The organism is Halomonas denitrificans (assembly GCF_003056305.1).
GTDB classification, from domain to species: Bacteria; Pseudomonadota; Gammaproteobacteria; order Pseudomonadales; family Halomonadaceae; genus Halomonas; species Halomonas denitrificans.
In genome coordinates, this window is sequence record NZ_PYVX01000001.1 from 714,116 (window position 1) to 734,929 (window position 20,814).

Genomic DNA, 20,814 nt, shown 5'->3' on the forward strand with positions numbered 1-20,814 from the left:
GGGGCTGACTAGGGCGCCGGGGACAGGTCGAAGAGGGGGTCCTACGCCATGGATGGCGTCGGTAGCGCCCAGGGAAGGGTTCACAGCGCCCCCTCGCAGACCTGTCGACGGATCAGCCGAGAGCGATAGCGCTGGCGCTTGCAAGACCCGGCTCGGCGCCGGACGCCGACATCATGTATAATCGCGCCCCATTTACGTCACACCGATTCCGAGGGCGCCCATGACCGCCACCACAGGCAAGGTGATCGTCGGCATGTCCGGCGGCGTCGACTCCTCCGTGTCCGCCCTGCTGCTGCTCGAGCAGGGGTACGAGGTCGAAGGCCTGTTCATGAAGAACTGGGACGAGGACGACGGCACGGAGTACTGCACCGCCAAGGAGGACCTGGCGGATGCCGAGGCCGTCTGCCAGAAGCTCGGCATCCGGCTGCACACCGCCAACTTCGCCGCGGAGTACTGGGACAACGTCTTCGAGCACTTCCTGGCCGAGTACCAGGCGGGCCGCACCCCGAACCCGGACATCCTCTGCAACCGCGAGATCAAGTTCAAGGTGTTCCTCGAGTACGCCGAGATGCTCGGCGCCGAGAAGATCGCCACCGGCCACTATGTTCGTGAAGGGCAGGTCCGCGGCCGTCTCGATGGCGACGAACGCCCGCGGCTGCTCAAGGGCCTCGATCCCAACAAGGACCAGAGCTACTTCCTGCACGCCGTGCCGGAGGCCGCCATCGCGCGCACCCTCTTCCCGGTGGGCGAGCTCGAGAAGCCCGAGGTGCGCGCCATCGCCGAGCGCCACGGCCTGGTCACCGCGCGCAAGAAGGACTCGACCGGCATCTGCTTCATCGGCGAGCGCCGCTTCAGCGACTTCCTCAAGCAGTACCTGCCCGCCCAGCCCGGCGTGATCGAGACGCCCGAGGGCGAGGTGATCGGCGAGCACATGGGCCTGATGTACTACACCCTGGGCCAGCGCCAGGGGCTCGGCATCGGCGGGCTGCCCAACCACCCCGACGCACCCTGGTACGTGGCCGCCAAGGACCTCGAGCGCAACGTGCTCGTCGCCGTGCAGGGCAAGCACCACCCGCTGCTCTACACCGACAGCCTGGCCACCGAGGCCATGGACTGGGTGGCCGGCGAGCCCCCCGCCGCCGAGGGCCGCCTCACCGCCAAGACCCGCTACCGCCAGGCCGACGTGCCCTGCACCTTCCGCACCCGGGAGGACGGCGGCGTCGAAGTGCGCTTCGACGACCCCGAGCGCGCCGTGACGCCGGGACAGTCGCTGGTGCTCTACGACGGCGAGATCTGCCTGGGCGGCGGCGTGATCCGCGCCACCTGGAACGCCACGGAGCCCGGCCAATGACCGCCTCGACCCCGATCCACCGCGCCCCCGAGACCCCGGCCGCCCGCCAGGCCCTGGCGCTGGCCGGGGTCTTCCAGGCCGCCCACCTGGTCGACGAGCTGGCCCGCACCGGCCAGGTCGACCAGCGCGCCTGGGAGACCCTGATCCGCGCCACCCTGGACACCAACCCCGAGAGCTTCGAGGCGATCTACGGCGGCCACCCCAACAATCTGCGCCAGGGCCTCGAGGTGCTCGAGGGCGTGGTCGGCCGCAAGCAGGTCAACCCGGTGGTGCTGCGCTACGGCTTCTCGCTGCTGATGCTGATGAACCAGCTGCGCGGCAACGACGCCATGATGGACGACCTGGGGACGCGCCTGACCCGCATCCAGGGTCAGGCCGAGCACTTCGGCGAGACCCATGAGAACGTCATCGCCAGCCTCGGCGAGGCCTACCAGGAGACGCTCTCGACGCTCAAGACGCGCATCGTCGTCCAGGGCGACCCGTCGCTGCTGCAGAGCCGCATGATGCCGGAGCGCGTGCGCGCCATCCTGCTTGCCGGCATCCGCTTCGCCCTGCTCTGGCATCAGCAGGGGGGCCGGCGCTGGAAGCTGGTCTTCCAGCGCGGCGCCCTGAAGAAAGCCCTGGACCAGCTGGGCTGATCCTTTTTTTACCACCCCCGTGACCGGAACCCGACCCATGCAAGCCGCTCCCCTGCCCCTCTCCGCCCTCACCGCCCTCTCTCCCGTCGACGGCCGCTACGAGTCCAAGGCCGCCGCCCTGCGCGAGCACTTCAGCGAGTTCGGCCTGATCCGCGCCCGGGTCATCGTCGAGATCCGCTGGCTCGAGTGCCTCGCCGAGCACCCGCAGATCACCGAGGTACCGCGGCTCTCCGCCGAGGCCACCGCGCACCTCGAGGCCCTGCTGCGCGACTTCTCCCTGGCCGACGCCGAGCGCATCAAGGAGATCGAGCGCACCACCAACCACGACGTCAAGGCGGTGGAGTACTTCATCAAGGAGAAGATCGCCGACCAGCCGGAGCTGCATGCGGTCACCGAGTTCGTGCACTTCGCCTGCACCAGCGAGGACATCAACAACCTCTCCCACGGCGTGATGCTGACCGACGGCCTCAAGGCGCTGCTGCCGATGATGCACCGGGTCGCCGACGAGGTCGCCCGCCTGGCCGAGGAGCACGCCGCCCAGCCGATGCTCTCGCGCACCCACGGCCAGACCGCGAGCCCGACGACCCTCGGCAAGGAGATGGCCAACGTCGCCTACCGCCTGCGCCGCCAGCTCAAGCAGATCGAGGCGGTCGAGATCTTCGGCAAGATCAACGGCGCCGTGGGCAACTACAACGCCCACCTCGCGACCTACCCCGAGGTGGACTGGGAGGCCAATGCCCAGCGCTTCGTCGAGGGGCTGGGGCTGACCTTCAACCCCTACACCACCCAGATCGAGCCCCACGACTACATCGCCGAGCTGTTCGACGCGGTGTGCCGCTTCAACACCATCCTCATCGACTTCGATCGCGACGTCTGGGGCTACATCTCGCTGGGCTACTTCAAGCAGAAGACCGTGGCCGGCGAGATCGGCTCCTCGACCATGCCCCACAAGGTCAACCCGATCGACTTCGAGAACTCCGAGGGCAACCTGGGGCTCGCCAACGCCGTGCTCGGCCACCTGGCCCAGAAGCTGCCGATCTCCCGCTGGCAGCGCGACCTCACCGACTCCACGGTGCTGCGTAACCTCGGCGTGGGCCTGGCCTACGGCATGATCGCCTACCAGGCCTCGCTCAAGGGCATCTCCAAGCTCGAGGCCAACCCGGCGCGCCTGGCCGAGGACCTCGACAACAGCTGGGAGGTGCTCGCCGAGCCGATCCAGACCGTGATGCGCCGCTACGGCATCGAGAAGCCCTACGAGAAGCTCAAGGAGCTGACCCGCGGCAAGCGCATCGACCAGACCGGCTTCGCCGCCTTCATCGACACCCTCGAGCTGCCCGCCGAGGTGAAGAGCGAACTCAAGGCGCTCAGCCCGGCCAGCTACATCGGCAACGCCGAGGCCCAGGCGCGCAAGCTGTAAGGCGCCGAGCCAGCCACATGCTAGTATCCCGACAGGCGCCCGACGGCGCCTGTCGCCGTTTCACCCCTTCGCGAGCGCGAGACCATGTCACCAGATCACCCCCTCACCCTGCTCGGCGGCCTCTCTGCCGCCGACTTCCTGCGCGACCACTGGCAGCGCAAGCCGCTGCTGATCCGCGGCGCCTTCCCCGACTTCGAGTGCCCCCTCGCCCCCGAGGAGCTCGCCGGCCTGGCCTGCGAGGAGGGCATCGAGGCCCGCCTGGTCGAGGAGCATGGCCGCGATGCAAAGGGGAATGAGCGCCCCTGGCAGGTCAGCCACGGCCCCTTCGATGAGGCCACCTTCGCCCGGCTCCCCGAGCGCGACTGGACCCTGCTGGTGCAGGCCGTGGACCACTACGTCCCCGAGGTCGCCGCCCTGCTCGAGCACTTCACCTTCCTGCCGCGCTGGCGCCTCGACGACATCATGGTCAGCTACGCGCCCCCCGGCGGCAGCGTCGGCCCCCACGTCGACCAGTACGACGTCTTCCTGCTCCAGGGCCGTGGCACCCGCCGCTGGCAGCTCGGCGGCAAGGTGTCCGACGACGCCCCGATCCTCGACGGCATCGACCTGCGCATCCTTGAGACCTTCGAGGTCGAGGCCGGCCAGGACTGGGTGCTGGAGCCCGGCGACATGCTCTACCTGCCGCCCGCCTGGGCCCACCACGGCGTCAGCCAGTCCGACGACTGCCTGACGCTCTCGGTGGGCTTTCGCGCCCCCTCGGCGGACGAGGCCATCACCTCCTTCGCCGACTACCTCGGCGAGCAGCTGCCGGCCTCGATCCGCTACGGCGACGCCGGCATGGCGCCCCCGGCGGACCCCGCCGAGCTCGACGATGCCGCCCTGGCCCGCATGCGATCCCTGATCCTCGAGACCCTCGACGACCCGGTTCAGATGGCCCAGTGGTTCGGCCGGGTGATGACCCAGCCCAAGTACGTCGACCAGCTGGTGCCCACCGAGACGCCGACCGCGCCCGAGGAGCTTGTCGCCGCACTACAGGAGGGCGAGCTCCTGGTGCGCAGCCCCGGCTCGCGCTTCGCCTGGCGCGCCCTGGACGAGACCCGGGCGACCCTGTTCGCCGACGGCGATGGCGTGGTGTGCGCTCTGTCGCTGGCCCGCGCCCTGGCCTCCGATGCCCCCCTGGACGCGTCGCTGCTGGCCTTCGACGAGGCGCCCGCGCTGCTCGCCGCCCTGCGCGACGCCGGCAGCCTCGCCTGGCCCGACGAGTTCGAAGAGCAGTAGCAAGTAGAAAGTGGACATCAGTTCGTTAGTGTCACGCGAGGGGCGCCGGGGGCAGGCAGAAGAGGAGGTCCTACGCCAGGGATGGCGTCGGTAGCCTACAGGGAAGTATTCATGGCGCCTCCTCGACGGTCCGGCGCCCCGGGGCCTGCCGCCGGATCAGCCCCGAGCATGGGAAGGGATGACATGCAAAAAGCCAAGCTGGAGATTCACGAGGGTAGCTGGGAGAGACTCGGGCCCGAGGCCACCGAGATCCGCCGGGTCGTCTTCATCGAGGAGCAACGCGTGCCCATCGAGGAGGAGTGGGACGGGCGCGACGGCGTCTGCCGCCACTTTCTGGCCCTGCAGGACGGCCGGCCGGTCGGCACCGCGCGCCTGCTGCCCGACGCCCACATCGGCCGGGTGGCGGTGCTCGCCGAGGCGCGCGGCCTCGGCGTCGGAGTGGCCCTGATGCGGGCCGCCATCGAGGCCGCCCGCCGCGACGGCCATCCGCGAGTGGAGCTCGCCGCCCAGACCCATGCCCTGGCCTTCTACGAGCGGCTGGGGTTCGAGGCCCAGGGCGGCGAGTTCCTCGACGCCGGCATTCCGCACCGCAACATGCAGCTCCCGCTCGCGGATTGAGCCCCTCCCGCCATCCCCTTCCCGGCATTCGACTACACGAAAGGCGGTACCCGCCGCCTTCCTGTAGTCGAGCTACAACCCCTCCTGCCCCCAAGGGGGAATGGTGAACGCCCGTCATGCGGGGCCATAGTGGAAGCCATGGCGAGGGAGGCAGGGCCGTCGATCGGCGGCGACAGCGGCGCATGAGCCCCTCCCTTCCCCCTCGCCAGGGTTCGACCAAGGCCGTAGAGACAAGCCCGCGGTCCTGATGGAACCTGAAGACACTTCGCAGGTGCAGCATAAGGCTTTACCGAATCAGCGGGCTTGGCCGAATGATGCAGCAGGCGACGACCTTGGCGACACGCAGCAGCGGACCGTTGCGATCGCGAGCTTCCACTCCGACCTGAAGGATGGCCCCATGACGACATTCAAAGACGAACTCAAGGCACTGGCTCAACTGCGCGAAGCCCAGCAGGGCAAGTGGGACAACGTCAACCCTGAGCACGCCGCCCGCATGCGGGTTCAGAACCGCTTTCAGACCGGCCTCGACATCGCCCGCTACACCGCGAAGATCATGCGCGAGGACATGGCCGCCTACGACGCCGACAGCTCCCAGTACACCCAGTCGCTGGGCTGCTGGCACGGCTTCATCGGCCAGCAGAAGCTGATCTCCATCAAGAAGCACTTCAACACCACCAAGCGCTCCTACCTCTACCTCTCCGGCTGGATGGTCGCCGCGCTGCGCTCCGAGTTCGGCCCGCTGCCCGACCAGTCCATGCACGAGAAGACCAGCGTGCCCTCGCTGATCGAGGAGCTCTACACCTTCCTGCGCCAGGCCGACACCTGGGAGCTGAACCACCTGTTCCGCGACCTGGACGAGGCCAAGAAGGCCGGCGACGAGCAGCGGGCCGAGGAGCTGATCGCCAAGATCGACAACCACGAGACCCACGTGGTGCCGATCATCGCCGACATCGACGCCGGCTTCGGCAACGCCGAGGCGACCTACCTGCTGGCCAAGAAGATGATCGAGGCGGGCGCCTGCTGCATCCAGCTCGAGAACCAGGTCTCCGACGAGAAGCAGTGCGGCCACCAGGACGGCAAGGTCACCGTGCCCCACGAGGACTTCATCGCCAAGATCAACGCCGTGCGCTACGCCTTCCTGGAGCTCGGCGTCGAAGAGGGCGTGATCGTCGCCCGCACCGACTCCCTGGGCGCCGGCCTGACCCAGAAGATCGCCGTGACCAACGAGCCGGGCGACCTGGGCGACCAGTACAACAGCTACCTGGACGGCGACGAGATCGCCAGCGCCTCCGACATCGACAACGGCGACGTGGTGATCAAGCAGAACGGCAAGCTGGTCAAGGTCAAGCGCCTGGCCTCCGGCCTCTACCAGTTCAAGCCGGGCACCGGCGAGGACCGCGTGGTGCTGGACTGCATCACCAGCCTGCAGAACGGCGCCGACCTCTTGTGGATCGAGACCGAGAAGCCCCACGTCGGCCAGATCAAGGGCATGGTCGACCGCATCCGCGAGGTCTGCCCCGAGGCCAAGCTGGTCTACAACAACTCGCCGTCCTTCAACTGGACCCTGAACTTCCGCCAGCAGGTCTTCGATGCCTGGGAGCAGGAGGGCAAGGACGTCTCCGCCTACGACCGCGCCGACCTGATGAACGCCAAGTACGACGAGACCGAGCTCGGCCAGCTTGCCGACGAGTGGACCCGCAACTTCCAGCGCGACGGCGCCCGCGAGGCCGGCATCTTCCACCACCTCATCACCCTGCCGACCTACCACACCGCGGCCCTGTCCACCGACAACCTGGCCAAGGGCTACTTCGGCGACGAGGGCATGCTGGCCTACGTGGCGGGCGTGCAGCGCAAGGAGATCCGCGAGGGCATCGCCACCGTCAAGCACCAGGACATGGCCGGCTCCAACATCGGCGACGACCACAAGGAGTTCTTCCACGGCGAGGCGGCCCTGAAGGCCGGCGGCAAGGACAACACCATGAACCAGTTCGGCTGAGGACTCGGCGCCGATCGCCGGGAGCATCGCCCGGGTCGATCGCCGCCGCTCGGCCCTGATTCCGGGGAGGCCATCACGGCCTCCCCTTTTGCATCCCGAATCTTTGCATACTGCTCGCCTTCCCCCGGCGCTACACTCCCACCATCACGGCCGGCCCCCTGGCCAAGCCCCCTCGCGGTGGGTAGACTCATTAGCGAACACTGTCCATTAACCTATGGCCTTGCCCGCACGGCCGAGTGTTCCTCAAGGACATCAAGGAGATCTCCTCATGAAGCGCCTTCTTCCCGTTCTCGCCCTGGGCGTCCTGACGCTGGCCGGTTGCGCCAACACCGCGCCCTACTCCGGCAACGTCTACAGCGGCAACCAGGCCAAGGCGGCCCAGTCCGTCACCTTCGGCACCATCACCGCCCTGCGTCGGGTGCAGATCCAGGCCGACAGCCGGGCCGGCGGGCTGATCGGCACCGGCGGCGGCGCGGTGATCGGTGGCCTGCTGGGCAACCAGGTCGGCGGCGGCTCGGGCCGCACCCTCGCCACCGCGGCCGGGGTGATCGCCGGTAGCGTGGCCGGCTCCCGGCTCGAGGAGTCCAGCAACCTGATCCCGGCCTGGGAGATCGAGATCCGCCAGGACAACGGCCAGAACGTGGTCATCGTCCAGAAGGCCGACCAGGCCTTCCAGGTGGGCCAGCGCGTGCGCATCATCGGCAGCGGCGCCAGCGCCAGCGTCGCCCCCTACTGAGGACGGTCACGTCACGGCCGGCCCGGTCTCCACGCCTCGGGCCGGCCGGCATCGGACCAGGGTGACCACGCCCGGACGACAAGACCCGCACGAAAAAGGCCCGCGGAGCGCTCCGCGGGCCTTTTTTCTTGCGTCGGGTCTGCTACATCAACTCGACCGTGCGGGCGAGCGCCTCGGCGGAAACGCCTCGCCCGCGCCAGGCCTCAGTGCTGCACCTTGTTCATGACCCAGCAGGCCAGCTTGGCGCCGATCAGCGCCAGCACGCCGATAACGATCAGGGTGAGCAGCAGGTCGACCGGCTGCACCACGGCGGTGGCGACCAGCACCGCCAGCGCCGGACACCAGACCCAGCGGTCGTCCTCGCTGCGCAGCACGGCGGGCAGCAGCCCATCGAGCCCGCGGTTGATCGAGGCATCCCAGCGCTTGAGCAGCAGCGTCAGGACGACGGCGAAGGCAATCAGCCAGATCAGGATCGGGGTCATGGCATTCTCCAGGAAAGGGGCGAACGAAAAGGGGCAGAAATCGTGACCTGCAAGGGTATCCCTGCCCGATAGACCACGCAACAGTCCGAAAGTCACCCGACGGCGGGCCGGTCAACGCGCCAGGGTGAATGCCGCTCAGGCTCGCCGGGCGCATCCTGAATTTCCTCGATGCCCCTGACAGCCGCTTGATCGGCGCGTTACCATGGTTAGCCACATGCACTCACCGAAAGGTTCATCAATGCAGATTGCGCAGAATTCCGTTGTCGCGTTTCACTACACCCTGACCAACGACGCAGGTGAAGTGCTGGACAGCTCGGAAGGCCGCGAGCCGCTGACCTACCTCCACGGCGCCGGCAACATCATTCCGGGCCTCGAGAAGCAACTGGAAGGCCGCGCGGCGGGCGACAAGCTCCAGGCACAGGTGGCTCCGGAAGAAGGCTACGGCGAGATCCAGCCCCAGCTGGTGCAGGAAGTGCCGCGTGACGCCTTCCAGGGCGTCGAGAGCGTCGAGCCGGGCATGCAGTTCCAGGCGCAGACCCAGGGCGGCCCGCTGATGGTCACCGTGACCCAGGTCGAGGGCGACACCGTCACCGTCGACGGCAACCACCCGCTCGCCGGCCAGTCCCTGAACTTCGACGTCGAGATCGCCGAAGTCCGCGAGGCCAGCGAGGAAGAGGTCGAGCACGGCCACGTCCACGGTGAGGGCGGTCACGAGCACTGATCGCGGCACCGAATCATGCCTCGCCCGACGGCGGATCCGGCATGAGACGACGCGAAGGGGGCAGCCAGTGGCTGCCCCCTTCGTCGTTTCGGCCCCTCGCCCGTTGTGATCGCGACCCTAGCGGTCGACCGACTCCCTGTCCTCCGCCTCGAAGGCCTTGAGGGTGCGGTGGCCGCCCCACAGCCGGGTGGCGGTGGTCACCAGGCAGGCCGCCGCGAACAGCGTGGCGAGCAGCGCGAACTGCTCGGGGAAGAGGCAGAACACCACGAAGGCGAGCACCGTCTCCGTGCCCTCGGTCAGCCCGTGCAGGTAGTAGAAGGCCTTCTGCTGGAAACGCGGCCGCTCCAGGCCGTGGCGGGTGGCCATGATGGCGAAGGCCAGGAAGGAGGTCCCCGTGCCGATGAAGGCGAACAGCAGCAGGGCCGCCGCCAGGGCGTTGGCGGCCGGATCGGCCAGCGCGAAGCCGAGCACCACCGCGCCGTAGAAGACGAAGTCCAGGCCGATGTCGAGGAAGCCGCCGGCGTCGCTGGCCCGGCCCAGGAGCCGGGCCAGCGCCCCATCGAGCCCGTCGCCCAGCCGGTTGAGCAGGATCACGACCAGCGCCGGCAGGTAGGCCTCCAGGGCCAGCAGCGGCAGCGCCAGCATGCCGACCAGGAAAGCCGTTACCGTCACCTGGTCGGGGCGCACCCGCCATCTCGCGAGGCCCTGGGCCAGGCGCGTCAGCGGCGCCTGGGTGAGGGGCATGGTCCAGCGATCGAACATTACCGCCCCCCCTTCCCGGTCGCCTGCTCGGCCGAGGGCGCGGCCGCGTCATCGGCGGCCGGCTCGGCGGCGGTCTCCTCCGCCTGGCCGCGTCGCCAGGCGAAGTAGCGCTCCAGCCAGCCCAGCAGGCGCTTAGGCTTGTGGGCGTTCTTCCACACGCCCGCCGTCGCCTTCACCGCCTCGCTGTGGGTCGGATAGGGGTGGATAGTCCCGAGCAGCTTGTTGAGCCCGATGCCCTGGGTCATCGCCAGGGTGAACTCGGCCAGCATCTCCCCCGCCCCCGGGCCGACGATGGTCGCCCCCAGCAGGCGATCGCGCCCGGGCACGGTCAGCACCTTGATGAAGCCCTGGGTCTGGCCCTCGGCGATGGCCCGGTCCAGCTCGCTCAGCGGGTAGCGGGTCACCTCGACCGCCACGCCCTGACGCTTGGCCTCGCGCTCGTTGAGGCCGACGCGGGCCACCTCGGGCTCGGTGAAGGTGACCGCCGGCAGGGCCCGGTAGCTCACGCGAAAGCGCTTGAGCTCGCCGAACAGCGCATTGACCGTGGCGTGCCAGGCCTGGTGGGCGCTGGCGTGGGTCAGCTGGTAGGGACCGGCCACGTCGCCGCAGGCCCAGACGTTGGGCAGCACGCTCTGCAGCGTCTCGTCCACGGCCAGGGTGCCGTCGGCGCGGGTCTCGACTCCCAGCGCCTCGAGGCCCAGCCCCTCGACGTTGGCCTGGCGTCCCACCGCCACCAGCAGGTGGCTGAAGGGCAGCCGCTCGAGGTGTGCCTCACCGTGTTCGTCCCGGTGCTCGACCTCCAGCAGGTGGCCGTCGTGGTCGTCGGGCAGCACCCGCCGTGCCCGGGTGGCGAGGCGCACCGCGACGCCCTCCTCGGCGAGCCGCGCCTCGACCTCGCCGGCCACGTCGCGATCCTCCCGGGGCAGCAGCTGCTCGCCCATCTCCACCATCGACACCCGGCTGCCCAGCCGGGCGAAGCTCTGGCCCAGCTCGCAGCCGATCGGGCCGCCGCCCAGCACCACCAGCCGCTCGGGCAGCGCCTCGAGCTGCCAGAGGTTGTCCGAGGTGAGCACCTCGATGGCCTCGAGCCCCGGCAGCGGCGGCACCCGGGGACGCGCCCCGCTGGCGATGATCACGTGGCGGGTGGTGATCACCCGCTCGGTCTCGCCCTGGCGGATGCGCACCCGCCAGGGGTCGTCGAGGATGGCGTCGGCCTCGATCACCTCCACGCCCAGCCCCTCGTAGCGCTCGCGGCTGTCGTGGGGCTCCACCTCGCGGATGGCCCGGTGGACGTGCTCCATCACCGCGCGGAAGTCCACCTCCGGCTCGCCGGCGGTGACGCCGTAGCGCGGCGCCTCGCGGATCTCACGGGTGAGGCGGGCGGCGCGAATCAGGGCCTTGGAGGGCACGCAGCCGGTGTTGAGGCAGTCGCCGCCCAGCCGGTCGCGCTCGACCAGCGCCACCCGCGCCTTCACCGCTGCGGCGATGTAGCTTGCCACCAGCCCCGCCGAGCCGCCGCCGATCACCACGATGTCCTGGTCGAAGCGGGACGGCCGCGCGAAGCGGCGGGCCAGCCGGCGGCGCTTGCCGACGGCCACCAGGCCCCGGGCCAGCCAGGGGAAGAGGCCGATCAGCACGAAGGAGCCGATCAGGCCCGGCGAGAGGATGCCGGCCAGCGACTCCAGCTGGCCGAGTTCCCGGCCCGCGTTCACGTAGACCGCGGTGCCGGGCAGCATGCCCAGCTGGCTGACCCAGTAGAAGGTGGTGAGCCGCATGCGGGTCAGGCCCATCACCAGGTTGATCACGAAGAAGGGAAAGAGCGGGATCAGCCGCAGGGTGAAGAGGTAGAAGGCCCCCTCGCGCTCGATGCCGGTGTTGATGCGCTCGAGCTGGGTGGCGAAGCGCCGTTCCAGCGGCTCGCGCGCCAGGGTGCGGGCGATCAGCGCGGCAAGCGTCGCCCCGAGGCTGCTGGCAAACGAGATCAGCAGAAGCCCCCAGCCGAGCCCGAACAGCGCCCCGCCGAGCAGCGTCAGCAGGGTCGCCCCGGGCAGCGAGACCGCGGTGATGACCACATAGATCAGGAAGAAGCCGCCGGCGACGGTCAGGGGGTCATCGGCCAGCCAGGCCCGGAAGCGCGCCTGCTCGGTCTGCAGGTTGCTGAGCGTCAGGACCTCGTCGGCACCGGTGAGGAAATAGGCCGCCACCAGCAGGGCGATCACGGCCGCGAGGATCAGGCGTCGTCGGGTCAAGGGAGGCTCCTGGTCGAGAGAGTGTCAGGGTCACGTCGATACGGCGGAGGGGGCCCGTACCGGACGGGCGCCGGGCTCGGCCACGCGACTCTGTCGCCGCAACGCGGGGGTCCCTTACACTGCGGATATTATTGAACAGGGCTTGTACGGAACCCTGAGCGATCGATAGCCTCCAATCTAACACCTCTCACCAACGGAGCCACCCATGAATCTGCCCTCCTCCCTTCCCCTGCGGCCCCTGGCTCTGCTGGCCCTGCCGGCCGCCCTCCTGCTGGGAAGCCCCGCCCCGGCCAGCGCCGAGACGGCCAGCGCGGTCTTCGCCGGCGGCTGCTTCTGGTGCGTGGAAGAGGCCTACGACAAGGTCGAGGGCGTGACCGCCACCACCTCGGGCTATACCGGCGGCCACACCGAGAACCCGACCTACCGGCAGGTCGTGGCCGGCGGCACCGGCCACGCCGAGGCGGTCAAGGTCGACTACGACCCCGAGCGCGTCGACTACGAGACCCTGCTCTACGTGTTCTGGCGCAACGTGGATCCCTTCGCGGTGGATCGCCAGTTCTGCGACAAGGGCGCCTCCTACCGCAGCGCCATCTTTCCCATGAACGCCGAGCAGCGCGCCCTGGCCGAGGCCAGCAAGGCGGCCGTCGCCGAGCGCTTCGATCGGGAGATCGCCACCGAGATCAGCGACTTCGACGCCTTCTACCCGGCCGAGGAGTACCACCAGAACTACTACGCAGAGAACCGAGTGCGCTACAACTTCTACAAGTCGGCCTGCGGTCGCGACGACCGGCTCGAGGAGGTCTGGGGCGAGGAGGCGAGCGCCAGCGCGGCACCCTGAGCCTCCCGGCGCTCGCCTCGCCACAGCCAGGCGGCGAGCGCCAGGGTAATCCCCAGCACCAGCCACGAGCCCAGCGCCACCCCGAGCCAGCCGGCGCCCCGCCAGAACGGCTCGAGCCACAGGCCGCCGAGGCTCGCCCCGCCGTAGTAGAACACCAGGTAGAGCGCCGAGGCGCTGCCCCGCGCCCGGCGGGCGTGGCGCCCCACCCAGCTCGAGGCCATGGAGTGGGCGAGGAAGAAGCCGAAGGCGTTGAGCGAGAGCCCGGCAATGATCCAGGAAAGCGACCCGGCCAGGGTCAGGGCGGTGCCGAGCGCGAGGAGCCCGATCCCCAGCATCATGCACGCCGGCTGCGACCAGCGCGTGGCCAGGCGCCCCGAGAGCGACGAGCCGAGCGTCCCGCCCAGGTAGGTCAGGAAGATCAGCCCCAGGAGCTTCGCCCCCAGCCCGAACGGCGCCTCGGCCAGGCGGAAGGTGAGGTAGCTGTACTGGTTGATGAAGATCATGAAGTTGAGACCGCCGAGCAGGTAGGCGCCGAGCAGTCGCGGCGTCGCCAGGTGCGCGCCCAGGTCGGCCAGGGCGTCGCGCCATGCGAAGGGCCGCGGCGTGAAGCCCCGGGCCGGCGGCAGCAGCCTCCAGAACAGCGCCAGCCCGACCAGCGTCACCGCCCCCACCGCCAGGAAGCTCGCCGAGGCCCCGCCGACCTCGGCCACCGCGCCGCCGACCACCCGCCCGCCGATGCCGCCCAGGGAGTTGGCGCCGATGTAGAGCCCCACCGCCGAGAGCAGCGCCGGGCGCTCGAACTCATCGCCCATCCAGGCGATGGCCACCGCCGGTAGGCCGCCCAGCACGAACCCCTGCAGGGCCCGCAGCGCCAGCAGCGCCTCGAAGCTCGGCGCCATCGCCAGGGCGAGGGAGAGCAGGCCGGACGCCAGCAGGGTCAGGCGCATGATGGCGCCGCGGCCGATGGCGTCGGAGAGCGGGCCGAACACCAGCAGCGAGGCGGCCAGCGCCAGGGTGGCGACGGACATGATCAGGCTGCTGGCCAGCGTCGAGACGCCATAGGCGTCGCGCAGCGCCGGCAGCAGCGGCTGGGGGGCGTAGAGGTTGATGAAGACCAGGAAGGAGCCCAGGCAGAGCGCCAGGGTGGTGCGCCACCAGGCGGGGGTGCGCGCCGCGATCATGCCGCCCGCTCAGCCCTCGCCCGGGACGTCGAGACGCTGGGCCAGCAGCACCGGCTCCAGGGTCCGGCGCGCCTGCCAGAAGTAGCGGCGCCAGTAGCGGTTGTCGAGATCGGAGATCATCACGCCCCGGGAGGTGGAGGCATGCAGGAAGCGCCCCTCGCCGACGTAGATGCCGACGTGGCGATAGGCGCCGGGGGGACGGAAGAACACCAGGTCCCCGGGGCGCAGGGCGTCCCGCTCGACCTCGAGCCCCTCGTGCACCTGCTCGCCGGTGGTGCGCGGCAGGTCGAAGCGGAAGGTGTCGCTGAAGATGTTCTGGACCAGCGCCGAGCAGTCGATGCCCCGGGGGCTCTCCCCGCCCAGCCGGTAGGGGGTGCCGACCCAGCGCTCGTGCTGCGCCAGCAGGGCGCGACGGATCAGCCGCGGAGGCGGATGGCTAAGGCCACGGGCCTCGAGGATGGGGTTGTCCACCGGTGACATGCGGGGGCCACCGGGCAGGCCCGGCAGGTCACGGGCGAAATAGTCGCCCACCGGCGGCGGATCGCTGGGCCCCGGCGCGGCACAGCCGGCCAGCAGCAGCAAGGCGACCCCAAGGGTTCCCACACGACACGCGCGAGTGTCCAGCATCCTGCAACGACCTCGTTCCTGGAGCCGCCTTCGCTTCTGCGATGCGGTGCGCCCCTCGGCTCCTGCGGATTGTCGCTGTGGCAGTGTTCCAGGCATCGGGGACACTGCCACAGCGGCCTCTCGGCGGCGCGCGGCGGGGGGAAGGCCCGGCCGCGACGCGGCGCCGAGCCGACTATAAACCAAAGGCGCGGCGCAGGGCGAGCCCTCAGTGGAGGGTGCGATGATCGCCCGGCAGCGTATCGATATGCAGCGGCGCCCAGTGGCGCGGTCGCGCCCCGGGGAAGTCGAGGCTGGCCCAGGCGCCGGCCAGCGGGGGGGCGCCGGAGAGCCAGGAGACCAGCGCCTGGCGGAACCCGGCCAGGAAACTCTCGCGCTCGGGGGTCTCGCCCATGAAGAAGGAGAAGCCGGCGTGCAGGCCCCGGGCATACTCCTCCCAGCCCGCGTAGTGCTCGCTGGCCAGGGCGTGGGCGCGCTCGAGCAGGCGCAGGAAGGCGCCCTGCTCGAGCCAGCCGAGCTGGCGGCCGGCGATGGCCAGGTCCACCGCCTGGGCGATGTCCCAGGCCGCCAGGTCGACGTCGTTGCAACCGTCCTCATCGTCCCGCACCCGCTTCAGGCGCAGCAGGTGGGCGCCCTCCTCCTCACTGCACTCGTCGCTCTCGAGGATGGCGATCTCCGAGGCCAGCCGTCCCCGATTGAGGGTGTAGGGGGCGTAGTTGATCTGGTACTCCTGGCGGTCGCCCGCCTCGATCAGGTAGTCGAGGAACTCGGTGAGCTCGGCCGCGCCGTGCAGGGCGTAGTGGCCGTCGACCCACTCGCGGATCGCCGCGCACTCGCGCTCGCTCTCCGGCTGGGGCAGGCTCCAGGCCGGGCTGTTGAGCGGGCCGACCAGCGCCATGGCCGTGAAGTGGGCGAGCGTCGGCCGCGGCCCGGGCTCGCGCCACTCCCCGCCCTGCCAGTCGAGCCAGTGGAAGAGGCTGCCGGGATCCTCCAGGTGCCAGCGGATCTCGGCGACCATCGGCGGCTGCTCGGGCTCGGGGAGCAGGCTCTCCCACTGGGCCCAGGCCTTGAGCAGGCGCCGGGCGTCGGGATAGAAGCGGCACAGCGAGCCCTGCAGGGCGCGCGCCAGCGCGGCCAGGCGGGTCGCATCGAAGGCGCCGCTGTCCATGGCCATCTGCAGGTGGAAGGCGAACTTCTCGGCCATATGGATCGTCGCGGCGTGGCGGCTGGCCTGCTTCAGGCCGTCGCGGCCGGCCAGCTCCTTGGGCAGCGCATGGCCGAAGGGGGTCTCGGCCGCCGGCAGGGCCCCGTGGGCGGCGTCCGCGGCCAGCTGGTTGAGGTGATGGGCCTGGGCCGGCAGCCAGTAGCGGGAGAGCGCCTCGACGCCCTCGTCGGCATGCAGGTCGAGGGTCTCGGTCAGATAGTGCCGCGCCTCCTCGCGCCGCGCTGCCGGCAGCGCGGGCAGCGCCCCCTGGCGGGCGGCGAACTCGGGCTCGCGTACCGCCGCCAGCGCCAGCACCCAGTGGCGGGGATCGCGGCGCCAGCCGCGCAGGGCGTCCCGCGACTCCTCGATCAGCGCCTCGGCGACCAGCCCCTGCAGGGGCGTCTTCCAGGGGCTGACCGGCGACTGCAGCAGCAGCGACCAGTCGGCCTCGAGGGCGGGCAGCAGGTTGCGCCCGTCGAACAGGCTGCGGCCGCGCTGGTAGGCCCGTGCCAGGGCCGTCCAGTCGCTGTAGCGGCGCAGCAGCAGGTCCGCGCCGTGGTGCGCGAAGTCCTGGGCCTCCTGTTCATCGAGCCAGCCCAGGCAGGCCCCGGCCCAGGCTAGGTCGACCAGCCGCAGCCAGTCCCAGGCGGCCCACTCCAGGGGCTCGCCGCGATCGAGGAAGCCGAGCAGCACCCGGCCGTAGTCGCGTTCGCCCCCGTCCAGCGCGTCCTGCCACTGCCGGCGCGCCGCGCCGTCCGCCTCGAGCAGGCGCGAGGCGTCCAGGTCCCAGCCATGGCGGTCGCCCTGGGCGGCCAGCCACAGCAGGCTGCGCACCAGGTCGTCGCGATCGCGGATCTGCCACGCCTCGTCGAGCCAGGCCTCGAGCCGCTGCCAGTCCTGGGCGCCGGCCGGGAGCTCGAGCACCGGCGAGAAGGCGGCACGCAGGCGCCACACCTGATGCTCGGGCGCCGCCGGCCACAGCGCCGCCTCCCGGGGGTGGTGGGCGAGCCACTCCTGCAGCATCTCCCAGGTCACCCCGGCGCCGTCATGCTCGAGGGCCGCCAGCGCCTCGCAGGCCTCATAGAAGCCGTCGTCGCCGCGCACCCAGCCCTCGGCACTGCGAGCGTGCAGCAGCGCCGACAGCCAGGCGTCGAGGCTGGCGTGGTGGGCGGAGATCTCCTCGGCCAGCCGCTGGGCCCAGCCGCGGGCGCGCGCCTCGGACAGCCAGCCGGCGCCGCCGGCCAGGGCGATGACCTCGAGGCCGGCCAGCAGCCGGGCCGGATCGGGGTGGCCCCCGGTGCCGAGGGTCTCCAGCAGGCACCAGCCCAGTTCCCCGCGGTCGACGACGCCCAGCGCCGCGAGGCGCGCGACCGCCGTCTCGGCCTCCACCGTGAGGGGATCGGGGGCGAAGGCCCAGTCACACAGCACCAGCTGCTGGGCCCACCAGGCATTAAGGGGATCGACCAAGGCTCACCTCGCCATCATCCGGAACAGGAACGTGCAGTGCTGCCAAGCGCAGCAAGTCGGCGGCATAGTGTACCGGAAAGCCGTGCCAGCGCCGATGGCCGTGGCGGCGTCGCGCGAGAAAAACGCGCTGGACGCGGGCTTGGCGACATGTTTTAAATAATGCACACTCGTCAAACAAGATGATCAACACACGAGGAACCCTGATGTCTGCCCATCCCGAGCTGCTGATCGACAAGGCCTTCGTGGCCGGCCAGTGGCGTGACGGCGACCGCCGCTTCGCCGTGACCAACCCCGCCACCGGCGAGCACCTCGCCGAGGTTCCGGACCTCACCGGCGAGCAGGCCCGCGAGGCCGTCGCCGCCGCCGCGGCCGCCTGGCCGGCCTGGCGCGCCAAGCCCGCCAAGGAGCGCGCCGCCCTGCTGCGCGGCTGGTTCGATCGCATCATGGCGCACCAGGAGGCCCTGGCGCGACTGATGACCCTCGAGCAGGGCAAGCCGCTCGCCGAGTCCCGCGGCGAGGTGGCCTACGGCGCCGCCTTCGTGGAGTACTACGCCGAGGAGGCCAAGCGCGTGGCCGGCGAGACCCTGCCCGGCCATGGCGCGGACAAGCGCATCCTGGTGTTCCGCGAGCCGATCGGCGTGGTGGCGGCCATCACCCCCTGGAACTTCCCGCTGGCCATGATCACCCGCAAGTGCGCCCCGGCGCTCGCCGCCGGCTGCCCGGTGGTGATCAAGCCCGCCGAGGCCACGCCGCTGACCGCCCTGGCGCTGGCCAGGCTCGCCGAGGAGGCCGGCTTCCCGGCCGGGGTGATCAACGTGGTCACCGCCTCCCGCCCGGCCGAGATCGGCGAGGTGCTGACCACCGACCCGCGGGTGCGCAAGATCTCCTTCACCGGCTCCACCCCGGTCGGCAAGAAACTGCTCGCCCAGTGTGCCGGCACGGTGAAGAAGGCCTCCATGGAGCTCGGCGGCAACGCGCCCTTCATCGTCTTCGACGATGCCGACCTGGACGCCGCCGTCGAGGGCGCCGTGGCCTCCAAGTTCCGCAACTCGGGCCAGACCTGCGTGTGCACCAACCGCCTGCTGGTCCAGGCCGGGGTCTATGACGCCTTCCTCGAGAAGCTCGCCGCGCGGGTCGCCGAGCTCCAGGTGGGCAACGGCCTCGACGAGGGCGTGGTGCAGGGCCCGCTGATCAACGCCGCCGCCGTCGACAAGGTGCAGACCCACATCGCCGACGCCCTCGACAAGGGCGGACGCCTGGTGTGCGGCGGCGCCCCCCACGCCCTGGGCGGGACCTTCTTCCAGCCGACGATCATCGCCGACGTCACCGACGCGATGCGCGTGGCACGGGAGGAGACCTTCGGCCCGCTGGCCCCGGTCTTCCGCTTCGAGACCGACGAGGAGGCCATCGCCATGGCCAACGCCACCGAGTTCGGCCTCGCCGCCTATTTCTACGCCCGCGACTATCGTCGCATCTGGCATGTGATGGAGGGGCTCGAGTATGGCATGGTGGCGATCAACGAGGGCATTCTCTCCACGGAGCTTGCCCCCTTCGGTGGCGTGAAGGAATCGGGCCTGGGACGCGAAGGGTCGCGCCACGGCCTGGATGAGTACACTGAACTAAAATACGTCTGCGTCGGCGGCCTCTGATCGCCCGCAGCGTCTAACAAGGAGTCAGGACCCATGAACAACGCACAGCTCAACGACCTCAAGCAGCGTTACGTGGCCAGCGGTGCCGCGAGCCCGGCCACCCAGTTCGCCGACCGCGCCGAGAACGCCCTGATCTGGGATGCCGACGGCAACCGCATCATCGACTTCGCCGGCGGCATCGGCGTGCTCAACATCGGCCATCGCCATCCCAAGGTAGTCCAGGCGGTCAAGGACCAGCTCGACAAGGTCATGCACACCTGCCAGACCGTGATGCCCTACGAGGGCTACGTGAAGGTGGCCGAGAAGCTCAGCCAGGTCACCCCGGTGCGCGGCCATGCCAAGGTGATGCTCGCCAACTCCGGCGCCGAGGCCCTGGAGAACGCGGTCAAGGTCGCCCGCGCGGCCACCGGCAAGAACAACGTCATCTGCTTCGACGGCGGCTACCACGGCCGTACCTTCATGACCATGGCGATGAACGGCAAGGTCGCCCCCTACGCCACCGACTTCGGCACCATGCCGGGCAACGTCTTCCGCGCGCCCTACCCCGTGCCCTACCACGGCGTCAGCGAGGACGAGGCCCTGCGCGGCCTGAAGATGGCGCTCAAGACCGACGCCAACCCCAAGGACACCGCGGCCATCGTGCTCGAGCCGGTGCTCGGCGAGGGCGGCTTCTACCCGGCGCCGGCGAGCTTCCTCAAGGCGATCCGCGAGATCTGCGACGAGCACGGCATTCTGATGATCATCGACGAGGTGCAGTCCGGCTTCGGGCGCACCGGCAAGCTGTTTGCCATCGAGCACAGCGGCGTCGAGCCGGACATCATCACCATGGCCAAGAGCATGGCCGACGGCATGCCGATCTCCGCCGTGGTCGGCACCGACAAGGTCATGGACGCCTCCGGCGGCAACTCGCTGGGCGGCACCTACACCGGCAGCCCGGTCTCCTGCGCGGCGACCCTGGCGGTGCTCGAGGTGTTCGAGGAGGAGGACATCCTCGGCAAGAGCCAGGCGCTCGGCGACAAGCTGGCCAAGCGCTTCGCCCAGTGGCAGCAGGACTTCGACTGCGTCGACAACGGTCGCAACATGGGGGCCATGGCCGCCATCGACCTGGTCACCGACAAGGCCGCCCACACGCCGGACGCCGACCTCGCCGCCGCGCTGTGCAAGAAGGCCCGCGAGAAGGGGCTGATCCTGCTCTCCTGCGGCCTCTACGGCAACACCATCCGCTTCCTGATGCCGGTGACCATCGAGGACGAGATCCTGGAAGAGGGCCTGGCCATCGTCGAGGAGTCCCTCAAGGAGCTGGTCGGCCAGCCCGCCACCGCCTGATCCCGGCGACCCCGCCCGACCTCACCGCCCGGCCCTGAGCCGGGCGGTGCTGGTTGGGCCCGGCGAATCCAGTCACGTCACTCGAGGCTAATCCGGGGACAGGTCCCGAACTGTCGGACCATCGGGGAGGCGCTGTAACCCCCTCCTTGGGCGCTACCGATGCCCTGCGGCGCTCACGCGTCCCGCTCCGCTTGCAGGACCGGTGCTGGCCATCCATGGCCAGCCCGTTCGAAGCGATGCTTCTCCCCCCTGGCATGGGACCTCCCCTTCGACCGGT

The 20,814-nt window shown here is 70.3% G+C and carries 17 protein-coding genes; 11 read left to right on the plus strand and 6 right to left on the minus strand.

Going from position 1 to position 20,814, the window contains the following annotated elements:
• Positions 1–220 precede the first annotated feature (220 nt).
• The 7 genes from mnmA to C9F13_RS03240 all read left to right on the plus strand — a co-directional run bounded on the left by mnmA (position 221) and on the right by C9F13_RS03240 (position 8,034).
• Positions 221–1,351 (plus strand): tRNA 2-thiouridine(34) synthase MnmA, encoded by a 1,131-nt coding sequence (gene mnmA, locus C9F13_RS03210; protein WP_108444771.1) that lies wholly within the window; start codon positions 221–223, stop codon positions 1,349–1,351.
• Positions 1,348–1,989, plus strand: coding sequence for a high frequency lysogenization protein HflD (gene hflD / locus C9F13_RS03215; RefSeq protein ID WP_108444772.1), 642 nt, complete (start codon positions 1,348–1,350; stop codon positions 1,987–1,989). The genes mnmA and hflD overlap by 4 nt, the downstream gene beginning before the upstream one ends.
• A 52-nt stretch (positions 1,990–2,041) precedes the next feature.
• Complete coding sequence (purB, locus tag C9F13_RS03220; RefSeq protein ID WP_108445336.1) at positions 2,042–3,406, plus strand: adenylosuccinate lyase; 1,365 nt, start codon at positions 2,042–2,044, stop codon at positions 3,404–3,406.
• Positions 3,407–3,490: 84 nt separating this feature from the next.
• A complete protein-coding gene (locus C9F13_RS03225) occupies positions 3,491–4,684 on the plus strand; it encodes a cupin domain-containing protein (RefSeq protein ID WP_108444773.1) in 1,194 nt (397 codons plus the stop codon).
• 183 nt (positions 4,685–4,867) lie between these two features.
• The gene (locus tag C9F13_RS03230; protein WP_108444774.1) at positions 4,868–5,302 is read left to right on the plus strand and encodes a GNAT family N-acetyltransferase; all 435 of its coding nucleotides are present in this window, start codon (positions 4,868–4,870) and stop codon (positions 5,300–5,302) included.
• Between the two features lie 397 nt (positions 5,303–5,699).
• A complete protein-coding gene (locus tag C9F13_RS03235) occupies positions 5,700–7,298 on the plus strand; it encodes an isocitrate lyase (RefSeq protein WP_108444775.1) in 1,599 nt (532 codons plus the stop codon).
• Between the two features lie 268 nt (positions 7,299–7,566).
• Positions 7,567–8,034 carry an outer membrane lipoprotein gene (locus C9F13_RS03240; protein ID WP_108444776.1) on the plus strand — a complete coding sequence of 156 codons (468 nt, stop codon included), beginning with the start codon at positions 7,567–7,569 and terminating at the stop codon, positions 8,032–8,034.
• A 203-nt stretch (positions 8,035–8,237) separates the two neighbouring features.
• On the opposite strand, the gene C9F13_RS03245 is transcribed toward C9F13_RS03240, so the two are convergent.
• Positions 8,238–8,516 (minus strand): hypothetical protein, encoded by a 279-nt coding sequence (locus C9F13_RS03245; protein WP_108444777.1) that lies wholly within the window; start codon positions 8,514–8,516, stop codon positions 8,238–8,240.
• A 238-nt stretch (positions 8,517–8,754) separates the two neighbouring features.
• Here C9F13_RS03245 and C9F13_RS03250 point away from each other — a divergent pair, with 238 nt between their 5' ends.
• Entirely contained in the window at positions 8,755–9,237 is a 483-nt protein-coding gene (locus tag C9F13_RS03250; RefSeq protein WP_108444778.1) for an FKBP-type peptidyl-prolyl cis-trans isomerase, read from the plus strand.
• Between the two features lie 117 nt (positions 9,238–9,354).
• Here the strand turns inward: C9F13_RS03250 and C9F13_RS03255 are convergent, their stop codons facing one another.
• Positions 9,355–9,999 (minus strand): CDP-alcohol phosphatidyltransferase family protein, encoded by a 645-nt coding sequence (locus tag C9F13_RS03255; RefSeq protein ID WP_108444779.1) that lies wholly within the window; start codon positions 9,997–9,999, stop codon positions 9,355–9,357.
• Entirely contained in the window at positions 9,999–12,248 is a 2,250-nt protein-coding gene (locus C9F13_RS03260) for an FAD-dependent oxidoreductase (protein WP_245888690.1), read from the minus strand. The genes C9F13_RS03255 and C9F13_RS03260 overlap by 1 nt, the downstream gene beginning before the upstream one ends.
• A gap of 205 nt (positions 12,249–12,453) precedes the next feature.
• Here C9F13_RS03260 and msrA point away from each other — a divergent pair, with 205 nt between their 5' ends.
• Positions 12,454–13,086: a peptide-methionine (S)-S-oxide reductase MsrA gene (gene msrA / locus C9F13_RS03265; protein ID WP_108444780.1), complete on the plus strand. Its 633-nt coding sequence runs from the start codon at positions 12,454–12,456 to the stop codon at positions 13,084–13,086.
• Here the strand turns inward: msrA and C9F13_RS03270 are convergent.
• The 3 genes from C9F13_RS03270 to C9F13_RS03280 all read right to left on the minus strand — a co-directional run bounded on the left by C9F13_RS03270 (position 13,008) and on the right by C9F13_RS03280 (position 17,562).
• Positions 13,008–14,267 (minus strand): MFS transporter, encoded by a 1,260-nt coding sequence (locus tag C9F13_RS03270; protein WP_108444781.1) that lies wholly within the window; start codon positions 14,265–14,267, stop codon positions 13,008–13,010. The two genes, msrA and C9F13_RS03270, sit on opposite strands and share 79 nt — an antisense overlap.
• Before the next feature lie 9 nt (positions 14,268–14,276).
• Complete coding sequence (locus C9F13_RS03275; RefSeq protein WP_425432868.1) at positions 14,277–14,843, minus strand: C40 family peptidase; 567 nt, start codon at positions 14,841–14,843, stop codon at positions 14,277–14,279.
• 256 nt (positions 14,844–15,099) lie between these two features.
• On the minus strand, positions 15,100–17,562 hold the full coding sequence (locus tag C9F13_RS03280; RefSeq protein ID WP_108444783.1) for a DUF1266 domain-containing protein: 2,463 nt from the start codon (positions 17,560–17,562) through the stop codon (positions 15,100–15,102).
• A 203-nt stretch (positions 17,563–17,765) separates the two neighbouring features.
• Here C9F13_RS03280 and C9F13_RS03285 point away from each other — a divergent pair, with 203 nt between their 5' ends.
• Entirely contained in the window at positions 17,766–19,211 is a 1,446-nt protein-coding gene (locus C9F13_RS03285; RefSeq protein WP_108444784.1) for an NAD-dependent succinate-semialdehyde dehydrogenase, read from the plus strand.
• 33 nt (positions 19,212–19,244) lie between these two features.
• Positions 19,245–20,537 (plus strand): 4-aminobutyrate--2-oxoglutarate transaminase, encoded by a 1,293-nt coding sequence (gene gabT / locus C9F13_RS03290; protein WP_108444785.1) that lies wholly within the window; start codon positions 19,245–19,247, stop codon positions 20,535–20,537.
• Positions 20,538–20,814: the final 277 nt, after the last annotated feature.